Source organism: Bacteroidota bacterium (genome assembly GCA_016718825.1).
In the GTDB taxonomy this organism is placed as follows: domain Bacteria; phylum Bacteroidota; class Bacteroidia; order J057; family JADKCL01; genus JADKCL01.
This window is the reverse complement of sequence record JADKCL010000003.1, coordinates 273,701-290,683: the sequence shown is the minus strand read 5'-3', so window position 1 is coordinate 290,683 and position 16,983 is coordinate 273,701. Positions and strand designations below refer to the sequence as shown.

Sequence of the window (16,983 nt, the reverse complement as noted above, 5' to 3'; positions counted from 1 at the left end):
TGTACATGAAGAAGGTTTTTCTTGTTTTTGCGTTGATTTTTGCGTGCGTCGCGGGGGTAAATGGACAGGCCCGCTTTAAGAACAAGGCCGATGCCTTGTATAAGAAGTTATCTTATCAGTTGGCGATTCCCTACTACGAGCATCATCTCAAGAAGAATATCGACAACGACGCGACGATGAAGCTGGCGGATTGCTACCGGCTCACGCATGACTACCAAAATGCAGCCAAATGGTATGACAGGGTGCTTGCCATACCTGGGCATCCACCGATCACATACTTTTACTACGGCCATGCCCTTTTACAAAACGGGGACATTGATGGGGCGCGACAGATGTTTCAGGACTATGCTGCTGCCATGCCGGAGGACAAACGCGGCAAAAACTTCCTGAAGGCGATCGAGCGCCGTCCAGAGCTTCACAAAGATTCGACAAGGATTGATGTCGAGCATTTGCCGTTCAATTCCGAGCATGCCGAATTTGGTACTTTTCCCTACCAAGACGGGATCGTTTTTGCCAGTTCACGCGAGGTTGGAATTCCGGTGCGGCAATCCTTCAATTGGCTGGATACGCCGTTTCTGGACTTTTTTTACACGAGCTACAAAAAGGATTCGGCCAAATGGGCAAAACCGGATTGGATCAAGGGAGAAGTGAATACCCGCTACCATGAAAGCAATTTCACGCAGCAAAATGGGGAGTCGGAGTTTTTCTTTACCCGCAACAACTACAACGAAAAGGAAAAAGGCAAAAGCGACGAAGGCATCATCAAATTGAAACTGTACAGCGGTCGGATCAATGGTCTGGAAACCACTGAAATCACGGAATTGGATCTGAATTCGGATGAATACAGCAACACCCATCCCAGTATTTCTGCGGATGGTTTGCGGTTGTATTTTGTGTCTGACAGGCCCGGCGGAGTCGGCGGCAAGGATATTTATGTTGCCAATCGCGTTGGAGAAGGTTGGTCAGAACCCGTGAATCTTGAAAATATCAATACCCCGGGAGACGAAATGTTTCCATTCATCCACCCAGACGGGACCCTCTATTTTTCGTCAGATGGGCATCCTGGACTCGGCCACCTGGACATTTTTTACGTGCATCTCTCTGGCAATCAGCAGGTCGTGAATATGGGTTATCCCATCAACGGGGCTTGGGACGACTTCGCATTTTACTTGGACAAAGACAATGAAAACGGATTCCTAAGTTCTGACAGGCCGGAGGGCGACGGTGGAGACGATATCTACAAAGTGACGCTTCGTAGGCCCGTTTTGCAGATTTTGGTCCTCGACAGCATCGCCGAATTGCCGATTCGCAATGCCAAAGTCAGTGTAAAAGACCTGACCGATAATTCGAAGTACGATTTGACGACCGATTCCACGGGAATGGTGGGATTCAAGACTTACTTTGACCACAAATTTGAGATTTTGGTGGAAACCTCGGAGTTTGATCCGCATCTGACCACGTTCAGCACGGTGCCCTCAGGGGATGAAATGTCGTTTTTGAAGATTGTGCAGCTTTGGAGTCCGCCGCCGGCGATCTCGGCGATCGTGATTGATGAGAAAACGCAACAACGCCTTCCGGGCGCAACGATTGAGTTTGTGAGCCTGCGGGTGGGGGAGAAGGAAGAGCGTATCGCGGACATGAACGGACGATTCCACATTCGCCTGAAGCCCTTCACATACTATGAAATGAATGTCAAACACCCTGGCTATTTGACTTACAGTCAGCGGGTTTCCACGACACAGACGGCATTTGATGGCGACACGATCATCCCGTTGAAAATGGAGAAGATCATCTTCAACAAGCCGATTCGCCTTGAGAATATCAAATATGACTTTGACAAATGGACGATCCGCGCGGATGCCTACAATGATTTGATCTATTTGGCCGAATTGATGAAAAAGAACCCCACAATCATCGTCGAATTGGGTTCGCATACGGATGCCCGCGGGAGTGACAAATACAACGAGGAGCTTTCGCAGAAACGCGCCAATGCCGCCCGCTACTTCATGATTGACTTGGGCATTGATCCGGCGCGCATCAAAGCCAAGGGTTATGGTGAGTATCAGCTGAGCAATTGCTGCTACGATGGCGAACCCTGCACGGAGCAGGAGCATCAGCGCAACCGCCGCACCGAATTCAAGATCATCGGCACGATCGATGGCGTTGACATGGAAAATTCGCAGTTGGAGACCAATGAGGCGGGTGATGGATTCAGGCCCGAGGATTGTCCGAAATACAAGGGCAAGCCAGGTGTGAAGCCTACCCCAGTCAAGGTGCAGCCCACCACGCCGGTGATTACGCCGCCCAAGCCGAAGCGGGATACCCTCGCAGCGGCCATGCCTGTGCCGCAGCCCATCGTGGATGCCAAACCCAAGGTGATCGTCCCGACCACGGATGCAGATGTGGTGGCGGTCAAATCGGGCAATCCGGTGTATGTCAAAGTGGAAAATGATGCCCCTGCTGCGAAAAAGCCGGTAGAGCCGTATCAACCCGTGATCGTCGTGGAGCGTGACAGCCTGCAGAAAGGCAACCGTTCGCAACCCACCGCCGTTGCCGCAGAGAGCCCAAAGGATTCCAATTCTGTGGGCAGTTGGATGGGGGATTCGGCACCGATTGGCAACAATGACGAATTTATCTTGCCTGCCTTCAAGCACAATACACCGCCCTCCAATTTGGGAGATGCGGTGACATTCCGTGTGCAACTCGGGGCCTACAAGGAGGAGCTTTCCATCGAAAATCGCAGGAAATTAGGCGGATTGGAACCCTACATCTTCTATCAGCCCGTCCCGACCGGCTTTCCGCGCTGTTTTGTCGGGGACTATCTCTCCGCCGCGGATGTCAAGAAGGCATTTGAACAGATCCGGAAAGCTGGATTTAACGGAGCCTATATTACGGGTTACCGCAACGGCACAGAACTCAACGTCGGTGAAATTCGGATCTTGTTGCACGAAGAGCGAAGAATTTGATCATGATTGCGTTATGAATAATTACGATGCGCTCGAGTTGGCATTCCTGAAGTCGTTTGACGACAAGTTTTTCTCAAAGACGGAACGTGATGCCATTCGGGAGCTGTATTTGGCGGCCAATTTGGACCAAAGCAACCATGATGTATTGCGTGCCAAGTTATTCGCCATGGCCCGTTCTGTTTCCAAGGACAATGACACCCAGTTCGCCTTTGAATGGTTGGAGGCGGCGACAAGGATTCTGGATGAGAAGCCACATCAGCCCAAAACAGCAGGCAGTCTGGTTTATTTCAGTCCCGGAGACTTTTGTCTGAATGCCATTGTGAGTCAGATTCAGTCCGCGCAAAGAACCTTGGACATTTGCGTATTTACGATCAGCGACGACCGCATATCAGATGCTTTGATCGCAACCCACCAACGGCATGTCAAGGTGCGGGTCGTAACGGACAACGAAAAACTCTTGGACCTGGGTTCGGACATCGAGCGTCATGTGAAGGCCGGTATCGCCGTGAAGGTGGACCGCACCGAACATCACATGCATCATAAATTTGCCGTCGTCGACGGGAAGTCGGTGGTCACAGGAAGCTATAACTGGACAAAATCCGCAGCTGAATTCAATCAGGAAAACATCATCGTTTCGACCGAATTGGCTGTGGTACATTCCTTCCAAGGGGAATTTGAGCGACTTTGGGCCAAGATGGACCTGTTCTAAAGGATCAGTATTTGGATTTTGGGCGTGCAGAAAATGACGGCAACGCCATCGGGACTCAAATCGGATCAATGATAATTTTTCATCGACCAAGCTTTGGTTTTGGGGGATGAGTGGACTTTTCTTATATTTCATGATATGAGGAAAAATCTAATCTTTACCTTGTTTGCTTGCTGTTTTTGCTTGTTCGGATATTCCCAGAATTGGGAGGCGTTTACATCCGGTCGTACTTACCACTACAAATCTGATACGGCGACCGCTTTGCCGGATCAGAGCATTCACTTTGACTCGATCGAGGTGCTAGGGGCGGATACGGCTTTCAGTGTTGCGCGGCGTTTCGTGTTTCCTGTGGATACCTCGCAGCGCAACATGCCGATGTTCATCGGTCGGGAAATGCGCGCATTTGCAGACGGAACTTTTAACTTCAAAAGCCCACATAACCTTGCTGTCCCCACGCAAGCGGGATTGGGCAGCAGTTTTACCCTCGATAGCATCAGCGGATTGACCGCCGCAGTGACGAGGGTCTACCAACGGCCGGTTTTTGGATTGACCTTGGATTCGGTGAAGGTGTTTACAACCTTGGCTTTGGATTCCTTGGTTTTGTCCAAGGCGCACGGGGTTCTGGAATGGCCTGCTTCTTTGGGCGGGTCGCGCTTCAGGCTTGCCGGAATTCAAGAATTGCATCTTGGCGATACGCTGCCGGGCTTTGACGGAATTTTTGACTTGCCCGTGGGGGCAGATTTCTTCTATTCCTCCCAAAGATTCATCCAAGACATTGGCACACAGGAAAATATATTTAGAGTCAAGTTTCACGTCGACACGGCGCAGCGCGTCATGGGTGGTATGCACATTGCCTGGACCGGCATTGTCAGAGATACGATGAAACTGAATGGAAGCGTTGTCAATATCAGCGTGACCAATACGGGAGGGTCCTTCCTGATCTCCGATCTTCCCAACAACATCTTGGGCAAATCACATCATGAGCAGGTACGCGCACCCGGGATGATGGCCGGTTTCGGTATGCCCGAGCCTTGGGCCACGTACGTCTACACGCCTGCCGTCGACAGCATGGCGGCGGGCTGGAACGGATTGTGGACGACGATGACCCATCAGCGCAACGCCAATCAGAACGAGTTGCACCTTGGCCGTAGCAATGGCGCCGTTGGCTGGTTGTACTATGGCATCGGTGGAGACACTTGTGCAGCGTCCTCCTTGGACGAAATCAGGGCAGTCTTCCGCCAAGGCTTTGGTGTGACGCATGTGGAATGGGCAGATTTTGAATCCATGGGAAGGTTTGATCTTGTAGGAGCGATTGTGAATGGCGATACTATTGGCGAGGTCATTACCGATTCAGAATTGCTTGCTGTTGACCAAGGTTTCGGAAACGGTCCAAAATGGACGGTTTATCCAAATCCCGCCAACACCGAATTGAACCTTCTGGGATTGGATCAGCATCCCCAAACCTTGGTTTTGACGGACTTGGCAGGAAAGGTCATTCTGAATCGCAGCATCTCGGCTCAGACGGCCAAGCTTGACGTAAGCGACCTCCCTGCCGGGATGTATTTGCTCACGCTGCAACACGAGGGAGCACGCGCAAGCAGGCGGGTAACCATCGCGCATTGATTTTGAACTTTGGAAAAAGCCGTGCATTCCACCTGGTTGCACGGCTTTTTTATTCCCTCAATCCGTCGTTTATTTTTTCAGACTTCGAATGGCTATTCTCCTGAGATTCCTACATTTGCCTTCATGAAAACCAGGATCTTCCTTTTCTCCCTCTTGGCATTGTTGGCCGTTTCATGCCAGCAAAATGCCGCCGATGCGGGACAATCCTCCATTTCCGGAGCGGATTCCGCCAAAAACAATGCTACCCAAGCACCCGATGTGATCGACGCGGAGGGGGCCAATCGCCCGGCGCTCAAGTCAGAAGCTGATCGCACAAAAATCAAGCAGCAATGGGCAGACGCGATTGCGGCCGAAAAGAAATTGCTCGGTTCGCCCAAATTGATGGGTTGGATAGGCGAATTGAAGTCCACTACCGATGAGGACCTTTTTGATCAACCTGGAAAATTGACCGATGCGCAATTCAAGGGACTTTCGTTTTCGGAGAAGTTTTGCTACTACCTGTTTCATCCCGAAATGATGGGTCAGAATTGCAGCATGGCCTTTTTTGATGTCGGTTTGATCCAAGGAATTTCGGGTTCCTTGCCCTTTGGCGGGGAAGAATATCCGAGCGACCGGCAATTGGAGGCGATGAACACGCAAAAGGCAGAGCTTGAGAAATGGATCTTAAAATCGATCTCGACCAACAAGGCGATTTCGATCCCGATGATGCAAGCCGTCGTAGCCTTTGAGGTAAAATCGGCGATTGTTCCGTTGTTGGATCTCTATCAGCAGCAAACGGTCAAAGACGATTTGCTTTTGTCCACTTGCATTGAGATGATGCGCAAGGCGGAATACGCTGATTGGAGCAGCAGCAATGTTGCGGCCGAGATGAGAGAGGAAATGGGCGGCGACTACCAAGGCGAAATGCGCGACTTTGCCGCACTCAACGACGCCAACGTGCAGGAAATCATTGCCTTGGCCAAGAAATTTGCCGGCGCCTGATCCCAAGATGCAGCGCCAAAGTTGGGTTCTCGGATTTGCCATGAGCATCGGAATGGTCTTCCTCGCTGGATGCCTCGCCGAATCCCCGACCGTGAGCCCGTTTGCGCAGGTCCAAGCGGGTGAATACGTGGTTGGCGCGACCAATCATCTCGTCAATCCGAAAAGGAAGATCAGCATCGCCCCATTCCAAATCGCCATCCATGAGGTGACCAATGCTGATTTTCAAGCATTTGTCACAGCGACAGGATACAAAACATTCGCCGAAAAGCGCCATGATGCCTATGTCTTTTATCCCGGGCTTGCCGAATTTCGGTGGAAGGAAGACAGTACGGCTTATTGGCGGTTCCCCAATGGCGTCACGGATGGCGGAATTGAAGCCAAAATGAACCATCCGGTTACTTGCATTTGCTTCTTGGATGCCTTGGCCTACTGCGAATGGGCGGGCGTGCGGTTGCCGACTTTGGACGAATGGGAAGTGGCGGCTCGTGCGGGTAGCCGCAGCCACTATTTCTGGGGAAATGACCGCAAGCAACTTCAATCCTACGCCAATGTCTGGCATGGCAAGGATCATTTGGTGGCAGATACGGCAGACCCGTGGTTGCGCACCGCGCCTGTGGGAACCTATGAAGCCAATCCGTTGGGACTCTATGATGTGTATGGCAATATCTTCGAATTTTGCGCAGACCGTCCGACGTATTGGGTTGAGGATGAGAACTTCGCCTGCGCCCGCGGGGGCTCGTGGTGGTGCAGCTTCGCTTCCTGCTCCTTTTTCAACAGCACCGATATCGGCAAGGTGCGCAAGGTGGCTAGCTTCTCCAACTTGGGATTTCGTGTGGTGATGGATTCGGTTGGGATTCAACATTAGTCCGTTCCGAATTCGAAGTTGACCATCCGATAGGACAATGTGGATTTCGCAAGACATCCGCATGGACGCAGGTGTCGTGCGTCCTTCAATTTTCCCTAGCTTTACCACACAATGCGTATCGAATCAACTGCTCGAATGAAATTGACCGCCACCGTCCTGTTTTGGATGATGTTGCCAAGCCTTTTGTTTGTATTCCAAGGCTGCAACGATGCCACACCTTCCCAGACTTTAGGACCGGATACGTTGGCGGATTCGCAAGCGATTGCATCACCGGATTCTGTTGCAGATACAGCTCGCGGTTATGATTTGCATCTTGATCCCTCCCTGCCGCCTCAAAAATCACGCAAAGAAATCGATGTATTGAACAAGCGTTGGGGCGATGCTTGGGAGGCAGATCGTGAATTTTTGATGACTGATCGCCTTGAAAAGTGGTTGAAAGCGATTCCGGATTCGTCTGATGCGGATGGATATCCCATTCGTCTGAAGCTCAAAAAGGAGCAATTTGCTGCGCTTGACGCCAAGGAATTGTTGGCCTATCAAATGTTTCATCCGGAGGAATGGTCCCAAAATTGCGCCGAATTTGGCGTCGCAGCGGGCTACATTCAAGCCATTTCGCGGAATTTGCCCTATGAGGATGACGGCGATTACTGGAGCGAACGTCAAATGGCGGCGCTGATCAAAGACTCGGTTGCTGTCGGCAAAGTGATCCTGGAATGCCTCTCAACCAACAAATCGCCCTCCATTCCCTTGATGCGCGCCATCGCAGAATTGAAGGTGAAAGAAGCCATTCTGCCGCTGATCGACATTTACGAATCGCAAGAAATCAAGGACGACCTGATCCTCACGACCTTGGTCGAGCTCATGGAGCGCGCCAATTATTGGAAATGGGTCTATAGCCCCACTTGCAAATTAATGGTGGTTTCCGAAGGCAATGTTCTCCCATTGGATGCGCCTACGATCGCCGAGATTTTGAAATTCGCCAGAGAATTTGCGGAATCTTGAAAGTACAATAGGTTGACCAAATACTGCCAAAGATCAATTGGATTCCTGACCAAAGTCGGCCTTCACGCTTGATACGCCACCTAATTTTGTAGCGAATCTAAAGCGTGTACAATGAAGACAAAAACTACATTCTCATGGATATTTGCAGCCTTGTTGCTGCTTGCAATGAGTTTTTCCAGTGCCAATGCCGCCTTCGTGCAATCGATCAAGGACGGCACTTGGAACGATGAGACAGTTTGGTCCACTGGATTGGTTCCGGCAAGTTCAGACCAAGTAACGATCCGCCACCGGATTTCCCACCCCAATACACTTGAAATCGGGACCTCAGGCAGCGTTGAAGTTGCCGCTGGGGGCCATTTGACAGTGAAAAATGACATCGACAACAACGGCAGCTTTGTTTGCAACGACTCGGTCGTGGCGGGTGGGCTTCGCAACAACGGTGCGCTTGACAACAATGCGGTGATGAGCTTTTCCGGTCGGGTGGACAATTATCCCGGTGCAACGCTGTCCAATTACGGCATCATGAACATCAAGGGCGATCTTTGGAACCGTGGAACAATCTTCATCACCGGCTCGGTCTACATGCAAGGAACGTTGAAGAATGATGGTTCCGTCGTCTCGCCTGCCGGAAGCCATGGGTACTTCGAGGTCTGCGGAAATGCGCAGCACAACAGCGGTGCGATTGTGTCGGGATTGAATCTCCTCTGCCTCAAATGCGGCGGACTCTATTTGGATCAGCCTGGAAGCACGGGAGATTTTACCTTGACCTGCGCACCGTTTGCTGCCATTATCTCCTCGTTCACCGCCGAATCCATGGGCAACAACATTGTCTCCTTGGCTTGGACCACAGAATCCGAGTCCAACAGCGACTGGTTTGTGATCGAGCGTTCGGTGGCAACCGACGGGATCAATTGCAAAATCGGAAAATGCGGTGCGCCGCGGGCCTTTCTTGAACTCGGTCGGGTCAAAGCTGCTGGAATGAGTGCATCCGTGCTGAATTACCATTTTGAAGACCAAAAGCCCTTGCCCGGTTTGAACTATTATCGCCTCCGAATGATCGACAAGAATGGTGCAGAGACGTATTCTGCCGTGGTGGATGTCGTGGTCGAAGGGCAAGGCGTGAAATTGCTGGCGTATCCCAACCCCAACAATTCGATTTTGCACATCCACGCCACGGGATACCCTGGGCAGACTGCGGTGATCACATTGTACAGTGTGGACGGCAAACGGGTTTGGGAGCGCACCGTCGAATTGGGGCAAGCCCCTTACAAGTATGACATGCAAGTCTGTGATTTTGCTTCCGGCGTTTACTTGCTGAAATTGAAGCAAGGCAATCAGGAGGAGGTTCGGAAATTGATTTTTGAGAAGTAAGTGGTTTTACATACATGTTGATTATCAGGCTTCCCCAATCAGGAAGCCTGATTTTTTGTGGATTGATTCTCGGTTTGAAGGTTTTCCAGCGATCACGTTGATTGCTGCCGTGGGGCGAGCGATTGCTATTCCACAGCAAATTCCTAAATTCATGCAATCAGGCAAGCTTTGTGCCATCGCCTGCGATTTCCAATGATGAAAAAGAATGTTCTGCTGCTGCTTCTGCTGGTAATGTTTCAGCTGACGAATGCCCAAAATGTCGGTGTCGGCACGGCTGTAATTGATCCGAGCGCGAAATTGCAGGTCGAATCCACCACTTCAGGCCTTTTGCCCCCGCGTATGACGACCGCACAGCGCAATGCGATCCCGAGTCCGGCCGAGGGCCTTGTGATCTACAACCTCACGATCCACTGCCTCGAATACTGGAACTCCTTTCAGTGGGTGAGTATGTGCGGACCGACCTCGGTTTGTTATCAAAATTGTGATCAGATCAAGTTGGCAAATCCAGCGTCTGCCGATGGGGTTTATACCATCGATGTCGATTGCAACGGCCCGATGGCACCCATGCAATGTTATTGCGATATGACCACTGACGGCGGGGGATGGACCTTGGTGCTCAATTATTTGCATCAGGGCGGCACGAATCCCAACAATCAGGTGCGGACGATTGACCTGCCTTTACAGGGAGCGACTGCACTTGGACCTAACGAAAGCGGAACCGCTTTTTGGGGACATGCAAGCAACAGTCTGATGACGGCAATTCCATTTGCGTCGGTGCGGTTTTATGCCATCACCTCCAACCATCCGCGGGTGATCCACTTCAAAAGTTCGCATGCAGGCACGCTCGCGGCGTTTCGCACGGGTACTGGGAATTGTTTGGGCCTCGGAGGAAGCTTTACGGCCTTGGCTGGACACTCAAGCCTGCTGCCTGCCACGCAGAACGGCAGTTTGAGCAATCAAGGCAACTACGCCATGTGCAATCATCCTTTCTTCGAAGGCTGCACAAGGCATTGGATCACAGGGGTTTCTGATTGTAGCGGGACGGTAAATTCCTTGCCGATCACCGGCCGCAGGTGGGAGGTCGACGACATGATCCGCACTTGTTGCCCGGGTCCAGCAGCCACCGATCCCCATACTTGGCACCGGATTTGGGTGAGGTGAGGGCCAAATTCGCCAATGATAACCCATTTCAAAATCGAAGATCATACACCAAATTAGATTCATGAAAAACGTTTTCAATTCGTTGATAGTGTTCATGTTAGTATTGTTGATGGTTGCTTGCAACGAACCAAAACCATCGGAAACTGCCGTCAATACCGAATTCGGGAATCTTCCCGCCGCATTGATCGATTCGCTCAAACCCATCGGCGCACCCATGCAGATGCTTTCGATGGATGCGGGAAAGGACAATGTGCTCAGAGGGAAAAGCGGCACGACCTTGTATGTCCCCGCCAATAGCCTCCTGGATGCCAATGGAAAGCCGGTCACAGGAACCGTCACCGTCGAACTCAAGGAGCATTTTTCCATGGCAGACTATGTCACGAGCAACTTGCAGACGGTCCATGGCGACGACATTCTCCAGACCCAGGGCATGATTTATTTTTCTGCGAAGGATGCCGCAGGAGCGAAGCTGTCCATTGATAAAAACAAACCCATTCGCATTGAAATTCCGGTGAAAGAAGCAGATACCGATGCTAAGATCTTCCTCGGGCAGCGTGAAGCGGATGGCAGGATGAACTGGACAAACGTGGAGGAACCCAGCAAATTGCTGATTCCGTTTCCGATCCGGGAGCTTGCGGCCTATGAAGCCTACGGTGAATGCCCGAAAGACTTCGGATTTTTGCGCGAGGATGATCCCAAGTGGTCGCAACGGGAGCATTCCCCAGAGTTCTATTATACCCCGGGGGATATCACGCAATACGAAAACACCTTGCTTGCAACCCGCGAGTTTCGCGAACGTTTTCGGATGCATTGCATGCCTTACATTACCAAGGTTTACCTCGAACATCTGGAATTGAACCTTTGGGAAATCGATGAATTGATGGTGGACTATTTCATTGCGGATTCGATCCAACGTGTAGGTTACGAAATCGAATTCAAGCCAAGAAGTCTCAATGGCGGTCCACCGAGCAAAGAGCAAGTCGCATTGCACCAAAACGCAATAGAAAAGGAGAAGGAATATTGTCACCGTTCGATTCAGACATTCAGGGACTTCGCCGCGCAAAAACTCACCAAAATTGATGAACCCCGCAGAGGTTCCTGATGACGTCCTGGCGGAAGTCAATTCAGCATATATCGCCTACGATGCGCTGGAATTTGGCTGGGTAAATGTCGATGTCTTATTCAAGGATCCGGCAGCCGTTCCGATCCAGTTGTTTGCGGAAACCAACCGGCCCTCAGACATGGTGCAGCTCATTTTACCAGCTCGGAAGATCATTTTGTCGGGCAGTTCGGTGGATGGAAAGCGTTACGGGTTTACGCAAAAGACCGAAGGCTACAACAAACTGCCCAAAGGGGAAAAGGCGATCCTGCTTTCCCTCCAAGCTGCGGACGGGAAGCTATATTTTGCCAAAAAGGACATTGTCATTGGCGAAAATCAAACGGAAAAGCTGGATTTCCTGGAAACTACGGCTACGAAGGTCAAGGAGCAGTTGGTCGCTTTGGGGAGTTGAGGCCACTTGGATTGGCAGCATGTAGGATTCGGAATGCCGCGCGGAATGTGCTTGCATGATGCATCCGTATCGTACACCTTGATTTTTGAATACAAGATGGATTTGCGGCGAAAAGCTGCTGCAATCTTCGCTACTAATGCGGTGAATAGAACCTTCATGCGGTGAATAGCCTTCCCAATCTCTGCAAATCATGCGGTGAATAGAACCTTCGTGCGGTGAATCATCCTCACATTCTACGCAAATCATGCGGTGAATACGACCCCATGCGGAGAATATTTGTCCTAATCTCCGCATAAGATGCGGTGAATAGACGCCTTTGCGGAGAATATATGGACTAATCTCCGCAAAATATGCGGTGAATAGGCGACTTTGCGGTGAATATTTGTGTTAATCTCCGCAAAATGTGCGGAGATTATTTTAAAACCGGAGAGAAATGAATAACTTTGGGGATGTTTAGGAGGATGAGTCGGTATGTGCATCAGTTGCAGGATTGGCCCCAATTTCATTGGGATGATCAAGCATTGCTCGGTACGCTCGGCTTGCTTCGGCATTTGCAAGGCCGGCTTGTGGGAAGGATGGAGGCATTGGGATTTGATCTCCGGAACGAAGCCAACCTGCAAACCTTGTCCATGGACGTCCTGAAATCCAGTGAGATCGAAGGGGAGGTGCTCAATCCCGAGCAAGTGCGTTCCTCACTCGCCCGCCGTCTGGGCATGGATATCGCAGGTCTCGTGCCGTCTGCACGGCACGTGGAGGGCGTGGTGGAGATGATGCTCGATGCGACGCAGCGTTGCGATGTGCCGCTGACGACCGACCGCCTCTTTGGTTGGCATTCTTTGATGTTTCCCGGGGGCCGCAGTGGCCTTTACCAAATAGTTGTCGGTCGCTGGAGAGATGATTCCACCGGTCCGATGCAGGTGGTTTCCGGGGCGATGGGAAGGGAAAGGATTCACTTTCAGGCACCTCCTGCGGAGAGGGTGGAGGCAGAAATGCAGATATTTCTGGATTGGTTCAATGGTGACCAAGGTCTTGACCCCGTCATCAAAGCCGGCGTCGCGCATTTTTGGTTCTTGACCATCCACCCGTTTGAAGACGGCAACGGACGCATCGCCAGGGCCCTGACCGACCTGCTCCTCGCACGCGCCGACGGTACATTGCTGCGCTATTACAGCTTGTCGGCGCAGATCATGGAGGAGCGGAAAGACTACTACGAAATCCTGGAAAAGTCGCAAAAGGCAAGTCTGGACATCACCGCATGGCTACTTTGGTTTTTAGAATGCCTCATCGACGCCTGTTCCGCAGCCCAAACGACCCTCGCCTCGGTTTTGTACAGGCACCGTTTTTGGATGCTTCATGTCATGAATCCATTCAATGACCGGCAATGGTTTATGCTCAGGAAATTGACTGATGGCTTCGAAGGGAAATTGAATACCTCCAAATGGGCCAAAATGGCAAAATGCTCACAGGATACCGCCTTGCGTGACATCAATGAACTGATTGAAAAGAATGTCTTGCGCAAGGAGGCTGCCGGAGGGCGCAGCACCAACTATGAATTGGTGCAGTAGGCTTCAGCCGTTTGGGCCCATCGCAGTTATTGCGGGTCTCGACTTGTGGTTCTGAAAATCTAATTCGTTTCCTTTGCAACTCGAAATGGCATCCGAAAAATCCACCGAACGCACGGGATTGCATCCGCGCAATGTGCATCGACACCGCTACGATTTTGCGGCGCTTGGCGCAGCGAGCCAAAGTCTCCAGCCTTTTGTCTCTAAAAGCCCAACTGGCGAAGCCACCATCGACTTTGCCGATCCCGTGGCCGTCAAGGAACTCAATCGGGCCTTGCTGATCTTGCACTACGGGGTCAAATTATGGGACATCCCTGCCGGATACCTTTGTCCTCCGATTCCGAGCCGGGCCGATTATATCCATCATGTGGCGGATTTGCTTGCTGAATCGAATGGCGGCAACATTCCCGAAGGCAAGTCCGTGCGCGTACTCGACATCGGCGTGGGGGCGAATTGCGTTTTCCCGATTATCGGTCGGCATGTCTATGGTTGGACCTTCATCGGGGCAGACATTGATGCAGTTTCGGTCAAATCCGCCGAAAACATTGTCAAGTTCAACCCGAGCCTCAAAGGCGCTGTCGAAATAAGGCTGCAACCAATCAAAACGGATATTTTTCGCAATGTTTGGCAGCCGGGCGAACGCTTTGACCTCACGATCTGCAATCCGCCGTTTCACAGCTCCAAGGCAGATGCCGACGCCAAAACCGCACGCAAGCTCCGGAACCTCGGACTTGCAAAAGGGGAGGCCGTGCAACGTAATTTCGGCGGACAAAAAGCGGAATTGTATGTCGACGGCGGCGAATTGGCATTCGTCAAGCGGATGATCAATCAAAGTATCGCGGTCGGTACAAACTGCCTCTGGTTCACCTCCATCGTCTCCAAATCCGAAAATCTCCAGCCGATTTACATGGCACTCAAGCATGCCAAGGCTGCCGAAGTGCGCACGATTGAATCGCGGCAAGGCCAGAAAAACAGCAGGATTGTCTGCTGGACATTTCACGCCAAGGAAGGCCAAAAGGCGTGGGTAAAAGGGCCAATCCACCGCTAATTGCCGGGTAATGTACCTTGTCAGCAGGGATGCATGACAGGATGAGCCATCAAATCCACGTGCTGAATGCCTGAACATTCTGCAAAATGCCTACCTTGCGGCCCAATTGAATTTCGAAAATTCCATGCGTAAAAATCATCTTTTGCTGCTCCTGATCGCGGGCAGCATTGCATTTTCAGCCTGCACCCCCAAGGAAAAAGGCAACACAGCAACAACCGTATCCCCGGAAATTGACGCGCTTGCCGCCCACGTGGACAGCACCGTGCGCCCGGGTGACGATTTTTTCCAATTCGCCAATGGCAAATGGTTTGCTGAAAATCCGATCAAGGCCTCAGAAGCAACGGCCGGTCTTTGGTTGATGATCGAGGATACCCTGGCGGCTCAGATTTCCGACATCTGCAAAAAATCGGCCGATGCCAAAGCTGAAAAAGGGACCACCAAGCAAAAAATCGGGGATTTTTACCTTTCCGGCATGGACAGCGTTGCCCTCAATTCGCAGGGATTGGGTGCTTTAAAGCCCGAATTTGACCGCATCGACGCGATTACCGACATGGCCGCCGTGCCTGCGGTCGTGGCCAATTTGCATCGCTTGGGCTGCGGACCAATGCTGAGCATCTGGGTCGGACAAGACGATAAAATCAGCAGCAAATATGCCCTGCTCATCCACCAAGGTGGTCTCAGCTTGCCCGACCGGGATTATTATTTCGATCCTGAATTGGACAGTACGCGGCAGGCGTTTGTGGATTATTCCACGAAGATGTACGCCATTCTCGGCTATGACGCTGCCAAGGCCACCGAAGCTGCAACGCGCAACATGGCACTCGAAACGGCATTGGCCAAGGCCTCTCGCAAAATCGAAGACACGCGCGACCCTTACAAAAATTACAACAAATGGGCCTTTGCCAAGCTGAAAAGCACCATGCCCAAATGGGATTGGCAGGCCATGACCGGCGCACTCGGGCTGGCAGCGGTCGATACCGTCATCGTGGGGCAACCCGAATTCCTGACCGCTTTGAACGGCATGTTGGGGACTTACAGCCTCGACGACTGGAAAAACTACTTCAAACTTCAGTTGATTTCCAGCTACACGAGTTACCTCGACGACAAAACGTACTTGGATGCATTCGGATTTTTTGGCACGGTTCTCAGTGGCATCAAGGAGCCACAACCCCGTTGGAAACGCGTCGTGGAAAATACCAACGACCAACTCGGGGAGCTGATCGGCCAAGTGTATGTCGCGGAATATTTGCCCAAGGGAACCAAGGAAAAGCTCACTGAAATCGGTGCTGCCATCAAAGATGTCTATGCCGAACGCATCAAAAACCTCGATTGGATGGAGGCCGAAACGAAGGAAAAGGCACTGAAAAAGCTGGATCAAATCGTGATGAAAGTGGGCTATCCTGACAAATGGAAAGACATGAGCAAGTTGGAGGTCGTCGCGAATTCTTATGCGCAAAACATGATGAATTCCAACCGTTGGCACCACGACTACAACATTGCAAAGTATGGCAAACCCGTCGATCGCAACGAATGGGAGATGACTCCACAGACTTACAACGCCTATTACAACCCGAGCAACAACGAAATTGTCGTACCGGGAAGCAATATCATGGTGCCGGGTTATGAGGGCAGAATGGCAGACGATGCCATCCTCTACGCCATTATCGGTGGTTCGACATTCGGCCACGAGATCACCCATGGATTTGACGATCAGGGCAGTAAGTACGACGGAAACGGCAATTTGACCAACTGGTGGACGGCAGAAGACTACAAGCGATTCGAGGCTAAAACCAAAAAGATCGTCGAACAATTCAACCAATATGTGCCGGTGGATACCTTGCACATCAATGGCGACCAAACGCAAGGCGAGAACATTGCCGACTTGGGCGGTATCGTGATGGGCTACGAAGCTTTCAAGCGTACGGCTCAATTCAAGGAAAACAAGATGATCGGTGGCTATACGCCTACACAGCGGTATTTTCTAGGACATGCCTTGGCTTGGATGACCAATATGCGTCCGGAGGCGATTGCCTTGCGAGTGAGAAGCGATGTGCATTCACCAGCGAAATACCGCGTGATTGGGCCGGTGAGCAATGTTCCGGAGTTCTACGAAGCCTTCGGCGTCAAAGAAGGCGACAAGATGTACCGTCCAGACAGTCTCCGTTTGGTGATTTGGTGATCGGATGC

14 protein-coding genes are annotated in these 16,983 nt (G+C 51.4%); all 14 read left to right on the top strand.

Going from position 1 to position 16,983, the window contains the following annotated elements; genetic code table 11:
- The first annotated feature begins 5 nt into the window (after positions 1 to 5).
- Positions 6 to 2,966 carry a PD40 domain-containing protein gene (locus IPN95_04920; GenBank protein MBK9448750.1) on the top strand — a complete coding sequence of 987 codons (2,961 nt, stop codon included), beginning with the start codon at positions 6 to 8 and terminating at the stop codon, positions 2,964 to 2,966.
- Between the two features lie 13 nt (positions 2,967 to 2,979).
- Entirely contained in the window at positions 2,980 to 3,675 is a 696-nt protein-coding gene (locus tag IPN95_04915) for a DUF1669 domain-containing protein (protein ID MBK9448749.1), read from the top strand.
- 135 nt (positions 3,676 to 3,810) lie between these two features.
- Positions 3,811 to 5,295, top strand: coding sequence for a T9SS type A sorting domain-containing protein (locus IPN95_04910; protein MBK9448748.1), 1,485 nt, complete (start codon positions 3,811 to 3,813; stop codon positions 5,293 to 5,295).
- Between the two features lie 123 nt (positions 5,296 to 5,418).
- The gene (locus IPN95_04905; protein ID MBK9448747.1) at positions 5,419 to 6,276 is read left to right on the top strand and encodes a hypothetical protein; all 858 of its coding nucleotides are present in this window, start codon (positions 5,419 to 5,421) and stop codon (positions 6,274 to 6,276) included.
- 52 nt (positions 6,277 to 6,328) lie between these two features.
- The gene (locus IPN95_04900) at positions 6,329 to 7,141 is read left to right on the top strand and encodes an SUMF1/EgtB/PvdO family nonheme iron enzyme (protein MBK9448746.1); all 813 of its coding nucleotides are present in this window, start codon (positions 6,329 to 6,331) and stop codon (positions 7,139 to 7,141) included.
- Between the two features lie 135 nt (positions 7,142 to 7,276).
- On the top strand, positions 7,277 to 8,143 hold the full coding sequence (locus IPN95_04895) for a hypothetical protein (GenBank protein ID MBK9448745.1): 867 nt from the start codon (positions 7,277 to 7,279) through the stop codon (positions 8,141 to 8,143).
- Positions 8,144 to 8,254: 111 nt separating this feature from the next.
- Positions 8,255 to 9,514, top strand: coding sequence for a T9SS type A sorting domain-containing protein (locus IPN95_04890; GenBank protein MBK9448744.1), 1,260 nt, complete (start codon positions 8,255 to 8,257; stop codon positions 9,512 to 9,514).
- Complete coding sequence (locus IPN95_04885) at positions 9,504 to 9,710, top strand: hypothetical protein (protein ID MBK9448743.1); 207 nt, start codon at positions 9,504 to 9,506, stop codon at positions 9,708 to 9,710. Before IPN95_04890 ends, IPN95_04885 begins: the two co-directional genes overlap by 11 nt.
- The gene (locus tag IPN95_04880) at positions 9,710 to 10,675 is read left to right on the top strand and encodes a hypothetical protein (protein ID MBK9448742.1); all 966 of its coding nucleotides are present in this window, start codon (positions 9,710 to 9,712) and stop codon (positions 10,673 to 10,675) included. Before IPN95_04885 ends, IPN95_04880 begins: the two co-directional genes overlap by 1 nt.
- 94 nt (positions 10,676 to 10,769) lie before the next feature.
- Positions 10,770 to 11,777 (top strand): hypothetical protein, encoded by a 1,008-nt coding sequence (locus IPN95_04875; protein ID MBK9448741.1) that lies wholly within the window; start codon positions 10,770 to 10,772, stop codon positions 11,775 to 11,777.
- Positions 11,755 to 12,186: a hypothetical protein gene (locus IPN95_04870; GenBank protein MBK9448740.1), complete on the top strand. Its 432-nt coding sequence runs from the start codon at positions 11,755 to 11,757 to the stop codon at positions 12,184 to 12,186. Before IPN95_04875 ends, IPN95_04870 begins: the two co-directional genes overlap by 23 nt.
- A gap of 461 nt (positions 12,187 to 12,647) precedes the next feature.
- Positions 12,648 to 13,751, top strand: coding sequence for a Fic family protein (locus IPN95_04865; GenBank protein MBK9448739.1), 1,104 nt, complete (start codon positions 12,648 to 12,650; stop codon positions 13,749 to 13,751).
- A gap of 85 nt (positions 13,752 to 13,836) precedes the next feature.
- Positions 13,837 to 14,796, top strand: a complete 960-nt coding sequence (rlmF, locus tag IPN95_04860) for a 23S rRNA (adenine(1618)-N(6))-methyltransferase RlmF (GenBank protein MBK9448738.1) — start codon at positions 13,837 to 13,839, stop codon at positions 14,794 to 14,796.
- 124 nt (positions 14,797 to 14,920) lie between these two features.
- Entirely contained in the window at positions 14,921 to 16,975 is a 2,055-nt protein-coding gene (locus IPN95_04855) for a M13 family metallopeptidase (protein ID MBK9448737.1), read from the top strand.
- The last annotated feature ends 8 nt before the right edge of the window (positions 16,976 to 16,983 follow it).

Coding starts and splice junctions, on each gene's coding strand:
- IPN95_04920 (MBK9448750.1), top strand. CDS start 6: ATGAAGAAGGTTTTTCTTGTTTTTGCGTTGATTTTTGCGTGCGTCGCG.
- IPN95_04915 (MBK9448749.1), top strand. CDS start 2,980: ATGAATAATTACGATGCGCTCGAGTTGGCATTCCTGAAGTCGTTTGAC.
- IPN95_04910 (MBK9448748.1), top strand. CDS start 3,811: ATGAGGAAAAATCTAATCTTTACCTTGTTTGCTTGCTGTTTTTGCTTG.
- IPN95_04905 (MBK9448747.1), top strand. CDS start 5,419: ATGAAAACCAGGATCTTCCTTTTCTCCCTCTTGGCATTGTTGGCCGTT.
- IPN95_04900 (MBK9448746.1), top strand. CDS start 6,329: ATGGTCTTCCTCGCTGGATGCCTCGCCGAATCCCCGACCGTGAGCCCG.
- IPN95_04895 (MBK9448745.1), top strand. CDS start 7,277: ATGAAATTGACCGCCACCGTCCTGTTTTGGATGATGTTGCCAAGCCTT.
- IPN95_04890 (MBK9448744.1), top strand. CDS start 8,255: ATGAAGACAAAAACTACATTCTCATGGATATTTGCAGCCTTGTTGCTG.
- IPN95_04880 (MBK9448742.1), top strand. CDS start 9,710: ATGAAAAAGAATGTTCTGCTGCTGCTTCTGCTGGTAATGTTTCAGCTG.
- IPN95_04875 (MBK9448741.1), top strand. CDS start 10,770: ATGTTAGTATTGTTGATGGTTGCTTGCAACGAACCAAAACCATCGGAA.
- IPN95_04870 (MBK9448740.1), top strand. CDS start 11,755: ATGAACCCCGCAGAGGTTCCTGATGACGTCCTGGCGGAAGTCAATTCA.
- IPN95_04865 (MBK9448739.1), top strand. CDS start 12,648: ATGAGTCGGTATGTGCATCAGTTGCAGGATTGGCCCCAATTTCATTGG.
- rlmF (MBK9448738.1), top strand. CDS start 13,837: ATGGCATCCGAAAAATCCACCGAACGCACGGGATTGCATCCGCGCAAT.
- IPN95_04855 (MBK9448737.1), top strand. CDS start 14,921: ATGCGTAAAAATCATCTTTTGCTGCTCCTGATCGCGGGCAGCATTGCA.